This is a genomic window from Marinomonas spartinae, assembly GCF_016461715.1.
In the GTDB taxonomy this organism is placed as follows: Bacteria; Pseudomonadota; Gammaproteobacteria; order Pseudomonadales; family Marinomonadaceae; genus Marinomonas; species Marinomonas spartinae_A.
Map to the genome: position 1 here is coordinate 117,578 of NZ_JAEMUI010000003.1, position 18,009 is coordinate 135,586.

17 protein-coding genes are annotated in these 18,009 nt (G+C 43.3%); 15 read left to right on the forward strand and 2 right to left on the reverse strand.

Going from position 1 to position 18,009, the window contains the following annotated elements; genetic code table 11:
* The first annotated feature begins 12 nt into the window (after positions 1-12).
* From JHD45_RS04190 to JHD45_RS04200, 3 genes are all read left to right on the forward strand, one after another.
* Positions 13-1,116, forward strand: coding sequence for an SMP-30/gluconolactonase/LRE family protein (locus JHD45_RS04190; protein ID WP_233407567.1), 1,104 nt, complete (start codon positions 13-15; stop codon positions 1,114-1,116).
* 399 nt (positions 1,117-1,515) lie between these two features.
* Positions 1,516-2,178 (forward strand): PAQR family membrane homeostasis protein TrhA, encoded by a 663-nt coding sequence (trhA, locus tag JHD45_RS04195; protein ID WP_199475123.1) that lies wholly within the window; start codon positions 1,516-1,518, stop codon positions 2,176-2,178.
* 387 nt (positions 2,179-2,565) lie between these two features.
* Positions 2,566-3,951, forward strand: coding sequence for an HD-GYP domain-containing protein (locus tag JHD45_RS04200; RefSeq protein ID WP_199475125.1), 1,386 nt, complete (start codon positions 2,566-2,568; stop codon positions 3,949-3,951).
* 154 nt (positions 3,952-4,105) lie between these two features.
* Here JHD45_RS04200 and JHD45_RS04205 read toward each other — a convergent pair whose 3' ends face one another.
* Positions 4,106-4,390, reverse strand: a complete 285-nt coding sequence (locus JHD45_RS04205) for a hypothetical protein (RefSeq protein ID WP_199475127.1) — start codon at positions 4,388-4,390, stop codon at positions 4,106-4,108.
* Positions 4,391-4,885: 495 nt separating this feature from the next.
* Here JHD45_RS04205 and JHD45_RS04210 point away from each other — a divergent pair, with 495 nt between their 5' ends.
* The 12 genes from JHD45_RS04210 (at position 4,886) to JHD45_RS04265 (ending at position 16,660) form a co-directional block, all read left to right on the forward strand.
* Positions 4,886-5,692 (forward strand): transporter substrate-binding domain-containing protein, encoded by an 807-nt coding sequence (locus JHD45_RS04210; RefSeq protein ID WP_199475129.1) that lies wholly within the window; start codon positions 4,886-4,888, stop codon positions 5,690-5,692.
* A 160-nt stretch (positions 5,693-5,852) separates the two neighbouring features.
* Complete coding sequence (locus tag JHD45_RS04215) at positions 5,853-6,803, forward strand: amino acid ABC transporter permease (protein ID WP_199475131.1); 951 nt, start codon at positions 5,853-5,855, stop codon at positions 6,801-6,803.
* 19 nt (positions 6,804-6,822) lie between these two features.
* Positions 6,823-7,545, forward strand: a complete 723-nt coding sequence (locus JHD45_RS04220) for an amino acid ABC transporter ATP-binding protein (RefSeq protein ID WP_418903771.1) — start codon at positions 6,823-6,825, stop codon at positions 7,543-7,545.
* A 258-nt stretch (positions 7,546-7,803) separates the two neighbouring features.
* A complete protein-coding gene (locus JHD45_RS04225) occupies positions 7,804-8,985 on the forward strand; it encodes an MFS transporter (RefSeq protein ID WP_199475132.1) in 1,182 nt (393 codons plus the stop codon).
* A gap of 58 nt (positions 8,986-9,043) precedes the next feature.
* Entirely contained in the window at positions 9,044-9,451 is a 408-nt protein-coding gene (locus JHD45_RS04230) for a DCC1-like thiol-disulfide oxidoreductase family protein (RefSeq protein ID WP_199475134.1), read from the forward strand.
* A gap of 137 nt (positions 9,452-9,588) precedes the next feature.
* On the forward strand, positions 9,589-9,912 hold the full coding sequence (gene yqfB / locus JHD45_RS04235) for a N(4)-acetylcytidine aminohydrolase (protein ID WP_199475136.1): 324 nt from the start codon (positions 9,589-9,591) through the stop codon (positions 9,910-9,912).
* A 255-nt stretch (positions 9,913-10,167) separates the two neighbouring features.
* Positions 10,168-11,448, forward strand: coding sequence for a hemolysin family protein (locus JHD45_RS04240; RefSeq protein WP_199475138.1), 1,281 nt, complete (start codon positions 10,168-10,170; stop codon positions 11,446-11,448).
* A gap of 186 nt (positions 11,449-11,634) precedes the next feature.
* On the forward strand, positions 11,635-13,200 hold the full coding sequence (locus tag JHD45_RS04245) for an ABC transporter substrate-binding protein (protein ID WP_199475140.1): 1,566 nt from the start codon (positions 11,635-11,637) through the stop codon (positions 13,198-13,200).
* The gene (locus tag JHD45_RS04250) at positions 13,200-14,255 is read left to right on the forward strand and encodes an ABC transporter permease (RefSeq protein WP_199475142.1); all 1,056 of its coding nucleotides are present in this window, start codon (positions 13,200-13,202) and stop codon (positions 14,253-14,255) included. Before JHD45_RS04245 ends, JHD45_RS04250 begins: the two co-directional genes overlap by 1 nt.
* Complete coding sequence (locus JHD45_RS04255) at positions 14,252-15,136, forward strand: ABC transporter permease (protein ID WP_233407569.1); 885 nt, start codon at positions 14,252-14,254, stop codon at positions 15,134-15,136. Before JHD45_RS04250 ends, JHD45_RS04255 begins: the two co-directional genes overlap by 4 nt.
* Positions 15,126-15,977 (forward strand): ABC transporter ATP-binding protein, encoded by an 852-nt coding sequence (locus JHD45_RS04260; RefSeq protein WP_199475144.1) that lies wholly within the window; start codon positions 15,126-15,128, stop codon positions 15,975-15,977. Before JHD45_RS04255 ends, JHD45_RS04260 begins: the two co-directional genes overlap by 11 nt.
* Positions 15,974-16,660 (forward strand): ABC transporter ATP-binding protein, encoded by a 687-nt coding sequence (locus JHD45_RS04265; protein ID WP_199475146.1) that lies wholly within the window; start codon positions 15,974-15,976, stop codon positions 16,658-16,660. The genes JHD45_RS04260 and JHD45_RS04265 overlap by 4 nt, the downstream gene beginning before the upstream one ends.
* 131 nt (positions 16,661-16,791) lie before the next feature.
* Here the strand turns inward: JHD45_RS04265 and JHD45_RS04270 are convergent, their stop codons facing one another.
* Entirely contained in the window at positions 16,792-18,006 is a 1,215-nt protein-coding gene (locus JHD45_RS04270) for an MFS transporter (RefSeq protein ID WP_199475148.1), read from the reverse strand.
* Between the last annotated feature and the right edge of the window lie 3 nt (positions 18,007-18,009).

The following is an 18,009-nucleotide window of genomic DNA, read 5'->3' on the forward strand; positions in this document are numbered from 1 at the left end:
GAGTTGTTGTATATGAAAAGGGACAAACAGGCCTGTTCGGCTGTATCTGAGATGTCTTATTCTCGTCGTGATGTATTAAAAAAGACTTTAGCTTGGTCTGGTGTGGCGCTAGGCGGTGCTGTTTTATCAGGTAAGCTATTAGCGCAGCCTTTAAGCCTCAACTACCCTGATGAGCATGTCAAAATATTGGATGAGAGCTTTGCCAAGTATCGTTTGTTTAATGCCAGCGTTGAACGCCTCGCGACCGGAATGCGCTGGGTAGAGGGTCCTGTTTGGAGTGGTGATGGACGTTATTTATTGGTTAGCGACATTGCGAATAATCGTATTATGCGCTGGGACGAACTTACGGATGAATTGAGTGTTTACCGTTATAAATCGAACCATTCTAATGGTCTTTGTCGCGATCTTGAAGGACGTCTTATTGCCTGTGAGGGCTCAACGACGGATGTGGAAGGACGTCGCGTAACAAGAACCGAGCACAATGGTACGATTACGGTATTGGCCGATAATTTTGAAGGTAAACGCTTTAACTCTCCTAATGACGTTATTGTAAAACGTGATGGCTCAATTTGGTTTACGGATCCGCCGTTCCAAGCTGGCAGCATGTATGAAGGCAATATTGTGAAAACTGAATTGCCGGATGCTGTCTATCGTATTGATAGACAAACCGGTAAGTTAACGCAAGTGATCACAGAGATTGCTGGCCCTAATGGTTTGTGCTTTTCGCCAGATGAATCCATTTTGTATGTTGTTGATTGTTTGACAGGGCCGAATCGCAAAGTGTGGGCCTACGATGTGGCGTCCGACGGTACGCTAGGGGCTCGTAAAGCGTTTATTTCCAACATTAAGCATGCAGCTTTTGATGGGATTAAATGTGACCAAGATGGCAACCTTTGGTGTGGTTGGGGCAGTGACGGTTCTAAGGGGCAAGATTCTAAGGCGTTAAATGGAGTGATGGTCTTTAACAAACATGGAAAAGCAATAGGTCACATATCATTACCCGAATACTGTGCCAATATTTGTTTTGGAGGCACCAAGGGGAATCGACTCTTTATGGCGGCTTCCCACTCTATCTATTCGCTCTATGTGAACACTCGAGGGGCAACCTTTGTTTAGTGTGAGTATCTTGATTGACGATAAGCACAGCTACTTCAGGCTGTTCGCTTTCTGTCAGCATAGCAAGATAAATGAGCGTCCATTCTAGGGCGCTTTTTTAACTCGAAAAGTATCCATCGATAACAGCTTATGGAGGCCTTAATGCTCAATCAAACTGACGGTTGAGGATGTCATGATCATGTAACTTTCTTAGTTTATACAGTTGTTATGGTTGCTAAATCGTGCTCTTTCCCCCATCCTTTTAATACGATTGATTTTTATTTATCAGTTATTGGTCACGTATTTTGGGGTTACAGCGTAAATATAGGGAGCTTATACATTAAGGTAGCCATGTGATCAGTTGCTCAAGTAAGTGAGTGCACTTACACAATGAGAAAAAGATTATGGAGAGAGCAAGTTATGTCGATAGCAGTGTCGAATTCTAATCGAGGGCAATCTTTAGGTGAAGAGATTGCCAACAGTATCAGTCATGGTCTAGGGCTGGTCGCGGCGATTGTCGGTACGCCGTTTTTAATTATTAGCGCGGTAAAATACGCTGATGTGAGTTTTGTGGTTGGTGTGAGTATTTTCTCTGCCACCATGATTATTTTGTATTTAGCATCGACCTTATATCATGCCATGCCTGCTGGCTGGCAACGAGTCAAAGAAGTTTTTCGGGTCATTGACCATGCGGCGGTCTATTTGTTGATCGCAGGAACCTATACGCCCTTTATGCTGGGTGTATTAAAAGGGGCGTGGGGGTGGTCTCTACTCGGTGCGGTTTGGGGGCTAGCATTGACAGGAGTGGCCTTAAAGGCCTTTGGTCGAGTGTCTCACCCAGCTATTTCAACTGGCTTGTATGTCTTATTGGGTTGGTTGATTTTGGTTGCTATCAACCCATTGATTGAGCGAATGCAGACCGAAGGCTTGTATTTACTGGTGTTAGGTGGCGTACTTTACACCATTGGCGTGCTGTTTTTTGTGTTTGATTCACGAATTAAATACAGCCATTTGATCTGGCATTTGTTTGTTCTCTCTGGAACGGTAAGTCACTTTTTTGCCATTATGTGGTACGGTGCTTAGCCTCTGATTGATCTGCATTAGTTCATTTTAAAAAGCCTTAGTATGTTCCTGCTAGGGCTTTTTTAGTTGTTTCTGAAAAAGCTTTCACTGATTGAATTTATAAGATAGTTGGCATCAGGATCTTGCTAGACAAAGATCATCCACAAATCAGTCATAGGATGATATATCGCCTTATCTTCAGACTGCATATAAAATGACATAATCTTCACGAGTCCTGTTCAATCACAAATATCTACAGAATTGATGCGTCTATTCCTATACTCTTAAGAATGTTACTCAGGTAGTTTATTGACAATGATGCAGATTTTACTTGGCTACTGTGCCATCTGCGTTGTTTTGTGCATTCCTATAATCACATTCTAAACGGGTACGAGCAGTAGATACATAATGACAAACCATATTCCCCAAACCACAGTAATTAGCCAATCTGAGTTGATTTTGTCATTAACCACGGCGTTAGATATGACAGAGGGTCAGCCTGTTGAACATTGTATGCGGTGTTGCTGGATAGGCATGCACATCGGAAAAGCTCTGCAGCTCAATGAGCAACAATTGTACGATCTATTTTTTACCATTCTTTTAAAAGATACTGGGTGCAGTAGCAACGCAGCGCGTATCTGTCAGTTGTATGGTACGGATGAACGGCAACTGAAAAATGGTTTTAAAACCATGGATACTAGCCTAAGTGGTGCCATACGCTTTGTGATGAAAAATGCTGGTTCCAACCAAAATTGGTACCAGCGTTTACGAACCACTTTGGATATTTTAAAAAATGGTCCTCAATACGCCAATGAGGTGATTCATACCCGCTGTACACGCGGAGCGGATATTGCTCGTGAACTATTATTTAATGAAGACGTAGCGCAGAGCATTTACAACCTCGATGAGCACTGGGATGGCGGTGGTTCGCCTCACGGGGTGATAGGCTCTGCGATCCCGTTGTACGCTCGTATTGCACTGACATCACAAATTATAGATGTGTTTCATTATTCGCAAGGCATGTCAGCGGCCATCAAGGAGCTGCGTAAGCGGTCCGGTACGTGGCTGGATCCAGAACTGGTGACCATTGCTATTAACTTACTGAAACAAGAGGATATTGTCACTCCCTTAAGCGCCGATAGTATCAGTGAGCAAGTCTTGGCCATTGCGCCAGTGAGGGCGAGCGAGGCCACGACTGATGACTACTTTGATCGTATTGTGAGGGCGTTTGGGTCGATTATTGATGCCAAAAGCCCATTTACCTCAGGACATAGTGAGCGAGTTGCGATTTTCAGCGATATGATTGCAGCAGAACTTGGGCTATCAGAAACGGATCGTCTATGGATTCGTCGCGGCGCGCGCTTACATGATCTTGGTAAGCTTGGGGTCAGTAATACGATTTTAGATAAGCCTGGCAAGCTTGATGAAGATGAGTGGGAAGCAATGAAACAACATGCTTCTTATACCTACGACATTCTTAAGCTGATCACGCCGTTAGAGCGTTTTGCCTATGTGGCGGCTTCGCATCACGAAAAGCTGGACGGTACAGGTTATCCCCATGGGGTGCGAGATGACGATATCTCACTGGTCACCCGCATTATTACCACCGCTGATATTTTTGATGCGATTACGGCCGAAAGACCATACCGTCAGGCTATCCCAGTAGAGAAAACGCTGGAGATTATGCAGGACAGTGTTGGGACTGCCATCGACAGTCGTTGCTTTGCCGCACTAAAACGCATTATTGCAACGCAGCCAAATGAGATGGCCAATTTGATTTCAGCGCATAAATAGAAAAGCGTTGGATGGTTGCTGCAGAAACATCGAAAGTATTATTGGTCCCCTGAAATCTGCTAATAAGCAGAAATATGGATTGGGGTTTACATACTACATGTTTAGCTAAGATACTGTATCCACTACAAGAGAGGGGGCACAATAAAATCAGGAGTTATACTTTAATATCGATCAATGAACCAATCGTCTTGTTCGACGCATCGATGACTTTAGCATTGGCTTTGGATTCTAGTGCGCTTTGTTTGGCTTCAATTAATCCATCCTGAATCGGCGAACCATATCGAGCATTGTTCGTCGTTGCTTCGTTTTGATTCACATTTCTCTGATTGACGGTTTGAGTCGACGCTTGAGCGACTTTTTGGCTTGCTTGATCCAGTCTATTTTGACTGCCTTGCAGACCATTTTGACCGTATAAGAATGAAGAACCTTGTATATTCATGGTGTTGACCTTGGTTTTTCGGCGCTAATTTAGTACTAAATTCTCTACAGTGTAATGCAAATTACAGTGTTTGTCTGTGACATGACTGGGTTATTTTGTAACCAAGATAGCAATAGGTGTGTTTATTTGGCAAAGAGAAGGCATGGCGCAACCCGCTATTTTTTGTCAGTTTTTGGTAAAATCTTATCAGTATCTAGTGGTTATCTGTTTGACTTTGCACTATAAGAAGGTATTGGCACCAAGATTGCCTGTTTTGTTGACGAATTCACAAATTGTTGCGAATTTGTTTACAAATCGATTATCTTATCGACATGAGATTGTTACTTGAATTGAGCGATGCCTCAAAATGGCGCTTTACCTGAGGGTTAAGTTGTTCTTTTTTGGTGCGATTTTTGATTTTTTAGCAATCCAAGATATCAGTCGAAATTTCTTTTATAAGCCACTTTGTGTTTACAGTAAATTGGCATAACAGCACTCAAGTAGAGAGAGACAGACATGAAGAAACTAGTTGCAGCGATTATGATGTTGTTTTATGTGGGTATTGCATCCGCATCTGATAATGATCTATGGGAAAAGTCCACTCTTAATCAAATCGTTAAGCGTGGCTCATTGGAAGTGTGTTTGGAAGCTGGCTATATGCCGTTCGAAATGCGCGATAAAGCTGGCCGTATTGTCGGTTTTGACGTCGACATGGCGAAAACAATGGCACATGCCATGGATGTTAAATTGGTTCTTCGAAACACCGATTGGGATGGTATTATTCCGGCGCTATTAACGTCTAAATGTGACATCATCATGTCTGGTATGACTATTACGGCTCAACGTAACTTGAAAGTGAATTTTGCCCACCCTTATATCGTTATTGGTCAGACGATCCTGATTAATCCTAAGCTAAAAGGCATCGTGAAAAGCTATCAAGATTTGAACAATCCTAAATACACCATCGCAACAAAATTGGGCGTAACCGGTGAAATTGCGAGCAAAAAGTTGATGGGCAAAGCTAAGCTGCAACTGTTTGGAACTGAGTCTGAGGCGGCGCTACAAGTTGTTAATGGTAAAGCGGATGCGTTTGTTTACGATTTACCTTATAACGCCATCTATGCAGCGCAAAACGAAGGGAAAGTGGTTCTTCTTGATAAACCATTTACCTATGAGCCATTGGCTTGGGCGATCCGCAAAGGTGATCCAGATTTCCTAAACTTCCTAAATAATTACTTGGCGCAAGTTAAAGGCGACGGTACTTACGATAAAATTTACCACAAGTGGTTCAAAACCAAAGAGTGGTTAAGTACGGTTCAATAACAACGTCAATCACGTCCTATGGGCGAGGCAAGGTTGCCTCGCCTCTTATTCGCAAGATAGCGCCTTCTATTCTTTATTTTGTTGGCATTTAGCCATTGTTATTAACGTTTTATAGTGGTTACGACGAAATGAAATGCAACATACGGGGAATGCTTAACCGATGAAAAAGCAAAAAAATCTGCTTTTATGGAAAATGCTATATGTCCTTATCATGATAGGAATTGGATATGGAGTATATGCATCAAGTAAAAGCCTTAGTTATAACTGGCGTTGGGAGCGTATTCCCCAGTACCTTATTAGCTTCCAACCTACTGATATTAATGCTCCTTTTGATGGCTCTGTCGAGTCGGTAAATCCCAAAGAGCACAAAATAGTATTAAAATCTGATTCAGGCCAAACCTTTGTTGTCACAAAGTACGATAAAGCCATCGCGCATACGGGTGATTTGGTTTTTGAAGGCGATACGGTCGCGACGATAAAAGGCTGGCATTTGGGCTCTATTTCTTGGGGCTTAGTCATGACTCTGAAAATTTCTGCGGTGGCATTGGTTTTTGCGATGATCATCGGGTTATTTACAGGTCTGGCACGTATTTCTCATAATCCAGTATTGCGATATTTGTCTGTAACTTACATTGAGGTGGTTCGTGGGACGCCGCTTTTGGTGCAGATCTTTATCTTCTATTTCTTTATTGGCACCGTGTTGAATCTAGATCGGTTTACGGCTGGTGTGGCCGCGCTTGCTGTTTTTACGGGGGCGTACATTGCCGAAATTATTCGAGCAGGGATTCAGTCTATTCACCCAGGCCAAATGGAAGCCGCTCGCAGTTTGGGAATGAATTATATTAAGGCCATGGTATATGTGATTTTGCCACAGGCTTTTAAACGTACCTTGCCTCCTTTAGCTGGTCAGTTTATTAACTTGATTAAAGATTCTTCCTTGGTGTCAGTCATTTCGATTACCGATTTAACAAAAGCAGGCCGTGAGGTTGTGAGCTCGACGTTTGCACCATTTGAGGTATGGTTTACTGTTGCGCTCTTGTACCTAGTGCTTACAGGAAGCCTGTCTTGGGTTATTCAAAAGTTAGAGAAGAGGTTATCAGCCAGTGACTAATCCCATTTTGAAAGACAGTATTATTGTCGCTGACAGCGTGGAAAAAATTTATCCCAATGGATGTCACGCCCTTAAAAAAGTATCGCTTAATATCCAAAAAGGTGAGGTTGTGGTGATTATTGGGCCAAGTGGCTCGGGCAAATCGACTTTTTTGCGAACCTTAAATCAGCTGGAGACCATATCAGACGGGACGATTCATATTGATGACATCAATTTGACTCACAAAGAGACCAATATCAACAAAGTGCGAGAGGAAGTGGGGATGGTTTTCCAGTCCTTTAACTTGTTCCCCCACAAAACGGCATTGGGTAATGTGATGTTGTCACCCATGAAAGTACTCAAAAAGTCTGCAAAAGAGGCGGAAGCCGAGGCAAAAGACTTACTGGCTAAAGTCGGTTTGGCGGATAGGATGAATAACTATCCGTCGCATCTTTCTGGAGGGCAACAACAACGTGTCGCCATCGCCAGAGCGTTGGCGATGAGTCCTAAAATTATGCTGTTTGATGAGCCAACCAGTGCACTTGACCCAGAAATGGTGGGGGAAGTATTGGATGTCATGAAGAGTCTTGCTGGTGGTGGTATGACCATGGTGGTCGTCACGCATGAAATGGGCTTTGCTAGAGAAGTGGCTGATCGAGTGGTGTTCATGGAAAATGGTGAATTGGTGTTTGAAGAAACGCCAGATCGTTTCTTTGAATCCGATAACCAGCGTTTACAGCGCTTTCTTGGACAAGTGCTTTAACCTTCTGTTTTTAGATGTGATATAAAGAGCCTTGGTAGGGTGTACCTGCCAAGGCTTTTTTTTGAGTATTTTTCGTACCCATGACTGTGTGGTTACACGAGCACATGGTATGGAACGAGTTGTTGGGATGAATAGTTGGCTCTCAGAATATGATATGTCCATAGATATCTAACTTCTATCATACAGATTCTACCCACGCAAAGAGTGGTGTGGGTAGGGTCATACATTCTTTGCTGTTAGCAGGAATAAATACAACCAATGTTGACCTCAATATTACGTATATGGTGTGTAGTCATTGTATTGTGTGCGGCTTCGTTCACGATGGTAACCTCCGAGTTCGCACCAATTGGCTTAATGTCACAGATATCATCTGATCTAGGACAAGCCCCGTCGATAATCGGCCTGACAGTTACGTTGTACGCATGGATAGGCGCTGCAAGTGGCTTGATGTCCAACTGGTTAAATCATTGGATACCTCGTAAGTCGCTGTTAATTACACTCATGTTAATATTGGCTGTTTCAAACGGTTTAGCCGCAGTCGCACATGAATTTTTAGCTCTACTCAGTGCTCGAGCCTTAGGTGCATTAGCACATGGTATATTCTGGGCTATCGTTGCGGCTACAGCTGCACATATTGTCCCAGCACAGCGAGTAGGAGTCGCTACGTCTATAGTGTTGGGAGGCATCACTATTGCCACAGTCATGGGCGTTCCACTAATAAATTTGGTGGGGCAACACTATAGCTGGCGCACTGCATTTGTCTGTCTTTCTTTTATGTGTATCGCCAGCGCTGGAGCGATCGCCCTAGTAATGCCCTCAATACACATTCGGTCATTCAATAAAGGCGTAGGTTTTATCGCTGTATTAAAGCGCAAAGACCTTTTGATTACTTATGTGATTACTGGACTGACAGCAGCCGCCCACTTTAGTGCTTACACATTTGTTGAACCCTTTATTGAGAAAGTCCCTGGCATTACGTCTTACCTGATTGCTGTTTTATTATTTACCTTCGGTGCAGCCGGTTTCTTGGGCAACTTACTAAGCGCGTTTTTTATTGATCGTTACTTAAAAAGGTTCATTTTATTAGCATTGATATCAATGGCGCTGGCATTAACTGCTTTAGGGATCTACGGGCCACAGATAGGTATAATGCTAGTCGTCGCCTTTCTGATGGTCTGGGGTACTTCTATTTCGTGCTTATTTACCGGACTACAGACTTGGGTGTTACGTATTTCGGGTGATGACACTGTACCAGCAACAGCGGTGCATACTGCAGTATTGAATAGCGCAATTGGTTTAGGTGTGATTATTGGTGGAAATGTTTTAGATGTTACGGGGCTTAAGGGAACCATGATATCGGCAGGCATGATGATTGTCCCTGCCATTATACTGTTAACGATTCTAATAATTCGCGCTAAGGGATGTACTGCAACAGAATAGAGAGAATTTGAGTGCATTTAAATCCATATGTGTTATGACATAAAAAGAGTAAGCAACAATGAGTTCACAGGAGATTTTGTTGATTTATGATAAGGACTGTCCCGCTTGCCATTACTACTGTCAAATTGTGCGTATTCGTGACAGTGTGGGAAACCTAGTCCTGATCGATGCTCGCGAAAACAGTACTGTAATGAAAGAGATTACTGACCGTGGTTTGGATATCGACCAAGGCATGGTGTTGAAAATGCATGGGCAGTTTTATTATGGTGCAGATGCCATTCATGCCTTATCCTTGCTGAGTAGTCGGTCGGGACTGTTTAACCGTTTTAACTTTTGGTTATTTCGTTCGAAAAAGTTGGCTTTAGTGCTTTATCCTATATTGCGCTCTTGCCGTAATCTGTTGCTAAAAATACTAGGAAAAACAAAGATCAATAATTTGGATTTGCCGGATAACGATCATTTTTAGCGAGATAAACGCTGTGTAAGCCCGGTTTCGAACGATATCATGATCGTATTCTAGTTCCCTATGGTTTACATTAGCGCATGAATATGAGTAGGGGCAGGTTATAAATATAGTGCCATATTTTTATTGAGAAAATTACTATGAAAACACTAAAAGACATGACTTTCTTTGAGAGTTTTGAAGCCGATATTCTGCGTGATAAAAAAGTCATCACGATTCGCGATGCATCCGAGAGTCACTACCAAGTTGGCTCAGTGGTGAATGTGTCGACTTTTGAAACTGGTCGTTATTTTTGTCAGTTACGTATCTTATCGGTAGAGCCTATTGCTTTTTCGTCGCTTGATGAGGAGCATGCAAAACAAGAAAACATGACTCTGCCAGAACTAAAAGATATTATTCGAGATATTTATCCAGGAATTGAAACACTTTTTGTCATTACCTATGAGCGCTTAGCAGACTCATAAGCTTTGACTAAGTGTTATAAAACAAAGCTAAACAGCAGTATTATGATAGACATCTTCTTTTTGAATAAAGCTTTTTTCCATTAGTCAATACCCTCTATTTATCTTAAATAATCATTGCTCTCGATGTGATTGCTTCTATAATTCGCTTATTTTTATCTCTAAAACCGTTTGTAGAGTAATTGATGGTTGACTTTATCAGTTTTTCCCCTGCGTGTTTTAACCGTTAGCGCTTCTTTTATGAAGTGAGGAAAAGTTATGAGTGATCTGGTTAGTATTGGTATCTTAATAATGGCCAGTGCATTTTTTGCTATGTCTGAAATTGGAATGGCAGCGGCACGAAAAATAAAATTGCGGGTCATGTCGGAAGAGGGTAACAGCAAGGCGGATGCGGTGATTGCATTACAAGAGAATCCTGGTGCCTTTTTTGCCATGATCCAGATTGCCTTGAATGCGATTTCTATCCTAGGTGGAATTATTGGTGAGCAGGCCTTGACACCTTATATCAAAGAGGCTGTGGGATTGGTGTACAATGGTGCGCTGCTTGACCAAGTCAGCTTTATGCTCTCTTTTTTGTGTGTCACCTCACTGTTTATTTTATTTGCTGACCTTTTGCCTAAGCGTTTAGCCATTATCATGCCGGAGGCTATTGCAATACGCATGGTCACACCGATGCGATGGATTACTTTTTTACTCATGCCCGCCGTGTTTTTATTTAATGGGTTGACGAACATCGTTTTGCGACTTTTTAACATACCGACCCAACGTGAAGATATGGTTACTACAGAAGACATTGTTGCCATGATGGAAGCAGGGGCGGAATCAGGTAGTTTGCAAAAACAAGAGTATCAATTAATTGGCAATGTATTCGAGTTGGATTCGTTAACGATTGGCAGTGCCATGACGACTCGAGATCAAATTATCTATTTCGATGTTCAAGAGAGCAGTGAAGATATTAGTAATAAAATCATCGAGCATCCGCACAACGATTTTCTTGTGTGTGAAGGCAGCTTGGATAAGCTCGTTGGCATTATTGAATCGAAGGAGATTCTGCGGATGGTGCTAAAAGGAGAGCCTGCCAAAATTCACCCAGAACGTATTGATAAAGATATCTTCTATTTGCCGGAAACCCTGACCTTGTCTGAATCATTAAACGCCTTCAAAGTAGCGCCTCAGCCTTTTGCCGTGGTGGTTAATGAATATGGCACAATTGTTGGTATTGTGACTATGAAGGACTTGTTGAGCAGCTTTATGGGAGAATTGATTACCCCCCAAGATGAAGAGCAGATCGTGCAGCGTGATGCGGATTCTTGGTTAATTGAGGGGTTAACACCCATTATTGATGTGATGCGCAGTTTAGGCATCGAAGATTTCCCTGATCGAAATCAATACGAAACCATTGCCGGATTTATGATCTACACCTTAAAACGGGTACCTAAAAGAACAGATTTCTTTGTCCACCAGGGATATAAGTTTGAAGTATTGGATTTGGATGGGGTGCGTGTCGAGCAGCTGCTTGTGACGAGGGTGAAACCCTAACTGTGCCGATGTGAGTCTTTTCTGACTATTACGTTATAACAAAATTCTAAAAAGCTATTAAAAGTTTTTTTTCAAAAAAAATAAACTATAACTGTGTAACTATTGTGCCAATCAAACCCGTTTCCTTTTCCTCATTTTCACTCTCGCATAAAATAAGCGTAATTAATTCACTAGGAATATGAAATCATGAAAAAATTACTAGCAACCAGTCTGTTGCTATGTCTGAGTAGTTTCTCTGTGTTGGCAGCCACCCCACCTAATGCGCTAGTGGTTGCTCAGTCCTTAGATGATGTGACCAGTTTAGATCCTGCTCAAGGCTTTGAATTAACCTCAGTGCAAACCTTTACCAATGTATATCAACGCTTGGTTCAGGCAAATCCAAAGAAACCAACTGAGCTAGAGCCAACCTTGGCGGCAAGTTGGGTGTCTACGCCAAAAAGTTTGACCATTACCTTACGTAAAGGGGCTGAGTTTGCCAGTGGTAACCCGGTTCGCCCTGAAGATGTGGTTTTTTCCCTTGCTCGTGTGGTGAAGTTGAATTTGGCACCGTCTTTTATTTTGACGCAGTTGGGTTGGAATAAAGACAATGTGGACAGTCATATTCAAAAAGTGGCCGATAATAAGGTGAAAATTACTTGGGATGTTAATGTTGGTCCATCGTTTGTTTTGAGTCTTTTGTCTGCGCCAGTGTCTTCGATTGTCGACGAAAAAACGGTAATGGCTCATGCGACCAATGGTGACTTTGGTCATGCTTGGCTGAATGATCATTCGGCAGGCAGTGGACCATTTCAAATCAGACAATATACACCTCATGAAGCCTTGGTGTTAACGGCGAATAAAACCTCTCCAGGTGGCGCGCCCAAATTAAGCATGATTTTGATGAAAAACGTGCCTGATGCGGCAACCCGTCAGTTATTGATCGAACAGGGTGATGCGGATATTGCCCGTAATTTAGGGGCGGATCAGTTCCAATCTTTAAAAGATAAACCTGGTGTGAAAACGCTGGCGTTGCCTTATGCATCTTTGTATTACATTTTGTTTAATACCAAAGCGCAAAACAATCCTGATTTAGCAACCCCTGCGTTTTGGGAAGCGGCACATTGGGCATTTGACTATAAAGGCATTGCTGTGGACTTGATGCGCGGTCAGTTCCAAGTTCAACAGTCTTTTTTACCACAAGGTTTTAAAGGGGCATTAAAGGATCAGCCATACCATTATGATCCAGAAAAAGCCAAAGCCATCTTGAAAAAGGCGGGTATTAAGAATCCACACTTCAAGTTGATCGTGAGTAATCAGCCTCCATACTTGGATGTCGCACAAGCGCTGCAAGCCAGTTTTGCCCGTGCAGGGATTAAAGTCGAGCTCATCCCTGGTGTGAGTAGCCAAGTATCAAGCGAAGTGAATACTCATCATTTTGAAGCGACGGTATCAGCTTGGGGACCAGATTATTTTGATCCGAATACCAACGCGTCAGCGTTTGCTTATAACCCAGAAAATGGCTCAAAAACCCTTGCATGGCGTGCAAACTGGCAAATACCAGAATTGAGCAAAATGACGCTTGCGGCTCGTGCTGAGACGAATGAAGCGAAACGTACTCAAATGTACGAAACGCTACAACGTAAAGTGCGAGAAAACTCACCGATTGTGGTGGGTTTGCAAAACAAAAAATTGGTTGCCATTCGTAGTGACCTAAAAGGTTATGTGCAAGGCATCATGCCTGATATGGTTTATTACAAGAACGTTTCTAAATAATGAGCACTTCAACTCACTCAGTCGGCGTTAAACGCCGACTTTGGATAGGCCGCAGCCAGCGTTTGGCGAGCGGCCTTATTTCATTGGCACTGACCTTGTTTGGTTTGTTGATCTTTACTTTTATTTTGTCACGAGCGGCACCAGTTGATCCTGTGTTGCAGCTAGTAGGGGACCATGCCAGCCAAGCGACGTACGACCAAGCGCGTCACGAACTAGGTCTAGACCAACCCTTGCCGATGCAGTTTTTGCATTATCTGGGGCGTTTGAGCCATGGGGATTTAGGCGTCTCTCAATTGACACAGCAGCCGGTTATTAATGATTTGATGCGCACTTTTCCTGCAACCATTGAGCTGGCAACTTGCGCAATGATTTTTGGAGCTTTATTCGGCATCTTACTCGCGGCCATGGCGGTATTTAAGCCGGGTAGTTGGATGGATCACCTAGCGCGTTTCATCTCCTTATTAGGCTATTCGGTGCCTGTGTTTTGGTTAGGCTTGTTAGGTCTTTTATTGTTTTATGCCACCTTGCATTGGTCAGCAGGGCCAGGGCGATTAGACGACATTTATACCTATACTATGACGCAACATAGTGGTTTTGTCTTGTTAGACGCCCTTCGCAGTGGTGATTCCTCGATATTGAAAAATGCTATTGCCCATTTATGGTTGCCTGTTGCCGTTCTGGCATTACTTTCTATGGCGTCGATCACTCGCTTATTACGCGCCGTGATGCTGGAAGAAAGTAATAAAGAATATGTGATCTTGGCGCAAGCCAAAGGAGCGAGTCGGCTGCGTATTATCCTTGTGCATATATTTCCGAACGTTTTGGGGACCCTAATTACCATCCTCGCGCTTTCCTACGCTAGCTTACTGGAAGGGGCTGTATTGACCGAAACGGTATTTGCTTGGCCGGGTCTGGGGCGGTATTTGACCAGTGCGTTGTTTGCATCGGATATTTCTGCTGTATTAGGGGCAACCTTGTTAATAGGTACGTGTTTTATTCTGCTGAACGCGTTTGCAGACGCACTGACAAAATGGGTGGACCCGAGAACAAGATGATAGATTCTAGTCTTCAATCAAAAGACCCTTTAGAAAAGAGTACGAAAAGAATCGCCAGTGGTTTTCGTTTACCATATTGGCTAAATACCTTTAATGTGGGTTTGGTGATGGTGGTGATCCTGCTTGGATTGGCGTTATTGGCGCCGCTTCTTTCCCCCTTTGACCCGAACCTTCAGAACATTCAAGATCGTTTGTTAGCGCCCGATGCACAGCATTGGTTTGGTACAGACCGTTTTGGTCGAGATTTATTCTCACGTGTGTTGTACGGAGCACGTCCAACACTCATTCTGGTAAGTTTAGTGGTTATTCTAACCGTGCCTATTGGTTTAATCGTGGGAATTTGTGCTGGCTATTTTGGTGGCTGGACTGAGCGTGTATTAATGCGTATGACGGACATTGTTATGTCATTGCCAAGCTTGGTCATTGCGCTGGCGTTGGTGTCGATTTTAGGCCCGGGTTTGATGAATGGCGCTTTGGCGCTCGCCTTTACCAGTTGGCCGTCTTTTGCTCGCCAAGCGCGCACGGAAACCTTATCCATTCGTCGTAGTGACTATTTATCTGCTGCAAAAATGCAGGGGATAACTGGCTGGCGTTTGATTATTGGTCATATTTTGCCTTTGGTGTTGCCTAGCGCGATTGTTCGGGCCGCTTTAAACCTAGGAGGGATTATTCTTGCGGCAGCAGGTTTGGGCTTCTTAGGTATGGGAATTCAGCCGCCAACGGCAGAGTGGGGGTCAATGGTGTCTAGTGGTAGCCGAGTGATCTTTGATCAATGGTGGGTGGCCGCTGTACCTGGCTTTGCTATTTTGTTTGCTAGCCTTGCATTTAATCTGCTTGGTGATGGATTAAGAGATAAAATGGACCCTCGTCATGACAAATAACAGCAGTTTGATACAGGTCGAGAACCTACATATTGGTCTAGAAGACGGCACCGAATTGGTTAAAGGTATCGACTTTTCCATGGGGCGTGAGCGTGTTGCTTTGGTGGGGGAATCCGGCTCAGGTAAATCGCTGACTGCGCGCTCTTTAATGGGCTTGTTGCCAGCATCATTGCATGTTCAGGCTAACCGTTTTGAGTTGCTTGGTGAGGCGGTGTTGGCATACAGCCAGCGTCAGTGGCTTCAATTGCGTGGTAAACAGGTGTCTATGGTATTACAAGACCCAAAATACGCCTTGAACCCATCGCAAAACATTGGCCGGCAAGTAGAAGAACCTTTGGTGCTTCATCAATCTCTGGCCAAAAAAACACGAGTTGAAAAAGTCGAACATATGTTGGATGCGGTCGGCTTGCCTAACCCTGCTAAACTTCGCAAGCTTTATCCTCACCAATTATCCGGCGGTATGGGGCAGCGTGTCATGCTTGCCATCGCGTTGATTAATGATCCGCAATTTTTGATTGCTGATGAACCCACTTCCGCTCTGGATCATGCCGTACGCGACCAAGTGCTAGAGCTGATTGCGTCTTTAGTTGAGGAACGGAATATGGGGCTGCTGCTGATCAGTCACGATTTACAACAGGTAGCCGATTACTCTGAACGTGTATTGGTGATGTATCAAGGTCAACTGATCGATCAGTTACCTGCTTCCCAGCTGTCTAATGCGACACATCCCTATACGCAAACCTTGTGGTCTTGTCGACCCAATATTGATAAGCGAGGGCAGGCGCTTCCGGTGCTGGATCGTGGAGCATTAGCGACCTTAACCGAAGGAGCAGCCAAATGAGTGTGCTTGAATTAAAAGACGTGAGCATCAGTCATGTGCAGGGCTTGGAAAAAAATACGGTCGTTCATGATGTGAATGTATCGGTAAAAGCGGGTGAATGTTTTGGTTTGGTGGGCCCTTCGGGTTGTGGCAAATCCACCTTGCTTTGGGTATTGGCGGGGTTGAACCCACATTGGAGTGGCGGTATACAGCTACTTGATCAGCCATTAAAACCAGGCAAAGTCTTTAGCGGTGAATTACGCCGTCGTGTACAAATGGTGTTTCAAGACCCGTATGCCTCGTTGCATCCTAAACATCGTTTACGTCGAGCCTTGTCTGAACCACTAAAGTTGCTTGGCTATCAAGACATCGACGATCGACTCAGCGAAGGCTTTAAGCTTGTAGGTTTAACGGAAAACATGATAGATCGATACCCACATCAATTGTCTGGCGGGCAACGTCAACGTGTCGCGATTATCCGAGCCTTGCTGCTGGAGCCCAAGCTTCTTCTACTGGACGAACCAACGTCAGCATTGGATATGTCAGTTCAGGCGGAAATACTTAACTTGCTAAACGAGTTAAAAGCCAAGCGTGATTTGACGATGATAATGGTCAGTCATGATCCTGAAGTGGTGGATTACATGTGTGATCATGCTGTTACCATGAAAGCCGGGCGGATTGATAAGGAAACTTTCTACGATTAGGCTCAAAGCCTATTGAATGCGAGACATCAAAAGTTTGCCATGCTGCTTACTAAAATATGCTGCATGGCAAACTGTGAGCTCCTTCTAAATGCCAACGATACCGTGGCTTGCTGCCAAACATACTTTGTTCCCTACTGAGAAGAGTGTATTTGTTGCGTTACGGTTTGTACTCTTGCCCCTGTGGCGTTATTCCCCATAAGGTAGCCTAAAATAGCCACAATGACGCAGGCTATTAAGGCAAAGAACATATTAATCATGGGGAAATACGATAGCATTAATCCACAAACCAGTGGGCTAAACGAACCTCCTAAACTTGAGAGATTATGAATTGCAAAATAGGCCCCTTCTCGGCTAGGCAATGCAATATCCTTGATTAGAGAATATTGCGCAGGCGCAATAATCATCTCTGCCAAGCTGAAGACGGCCATTGATAAACACCAAAATGGTAAAGAAGTCGCATACATAAATCCTACCAATCCCAGTGTTAGTAATAGCAATCCACATATTGATCTTGTTATCAGCGGTAGTCTTTCCAATAAGTTGGTGACGTGGACTTGGAAAGCGACCACCATACCTGTATTGATTATGATTAGGGTACTAATGATCTTGGAGATGTCCTCCATGCCATTAGAAATAAGAAAGAGAGAGAGATAGCTTGGAAATTGGCGTAAAGCAATAGAGGTTAGAAAACCAGCTAGTACATAGTAAAAGAGCTTTTTATCTATCAACAATAATTTAAGTGAGTGAGAGTGCTTCTTTACTTGCTGATCATTGCTAGTCTGCATATGGCTCTTCTGCAATGAGAAAGCGACTAATGCCATTAACATTGCTGTGGCGGCAAACCAAAAGATCATACCATCGTTTCGTTTTAGCAGCATCGCCCCAAGCAATGGGAAAATACCAAATGCTAGGTTTGTTAGTACATATCTCAAACCGAAGACTTTCGTGCTTATTTTGGAAGAAGTTGCTTTTGCCACTGCTGAATTAATTGTCACCGATATGGTCGAATAGCCAAGGACCAAGACCGTCATGAGCATAAAAATAAGCCATATATTTTGAGTATTATAAATAAGTAGATAAGCAATGATAGAGAAAATGCACATACTATTTAAAATGATCTTAGTATTCAGTCGATCAATTAAGTTTCCAAAAAAAACGCACATAAAACCACCAGCAAAGACTGCGCTGGTAACAACAAAGCCTATTTCACTTAGATTAATATCCATAGACTTATGCAGTATTAATACAATATAGGTTAGTCCTAGCCCCCGCGCTGCTGTAACAAAAAAAGAGCCCGTTAAATAGCCAGAAAATGTCATATATTTTAGTAATGATTTCGACTTCATAAA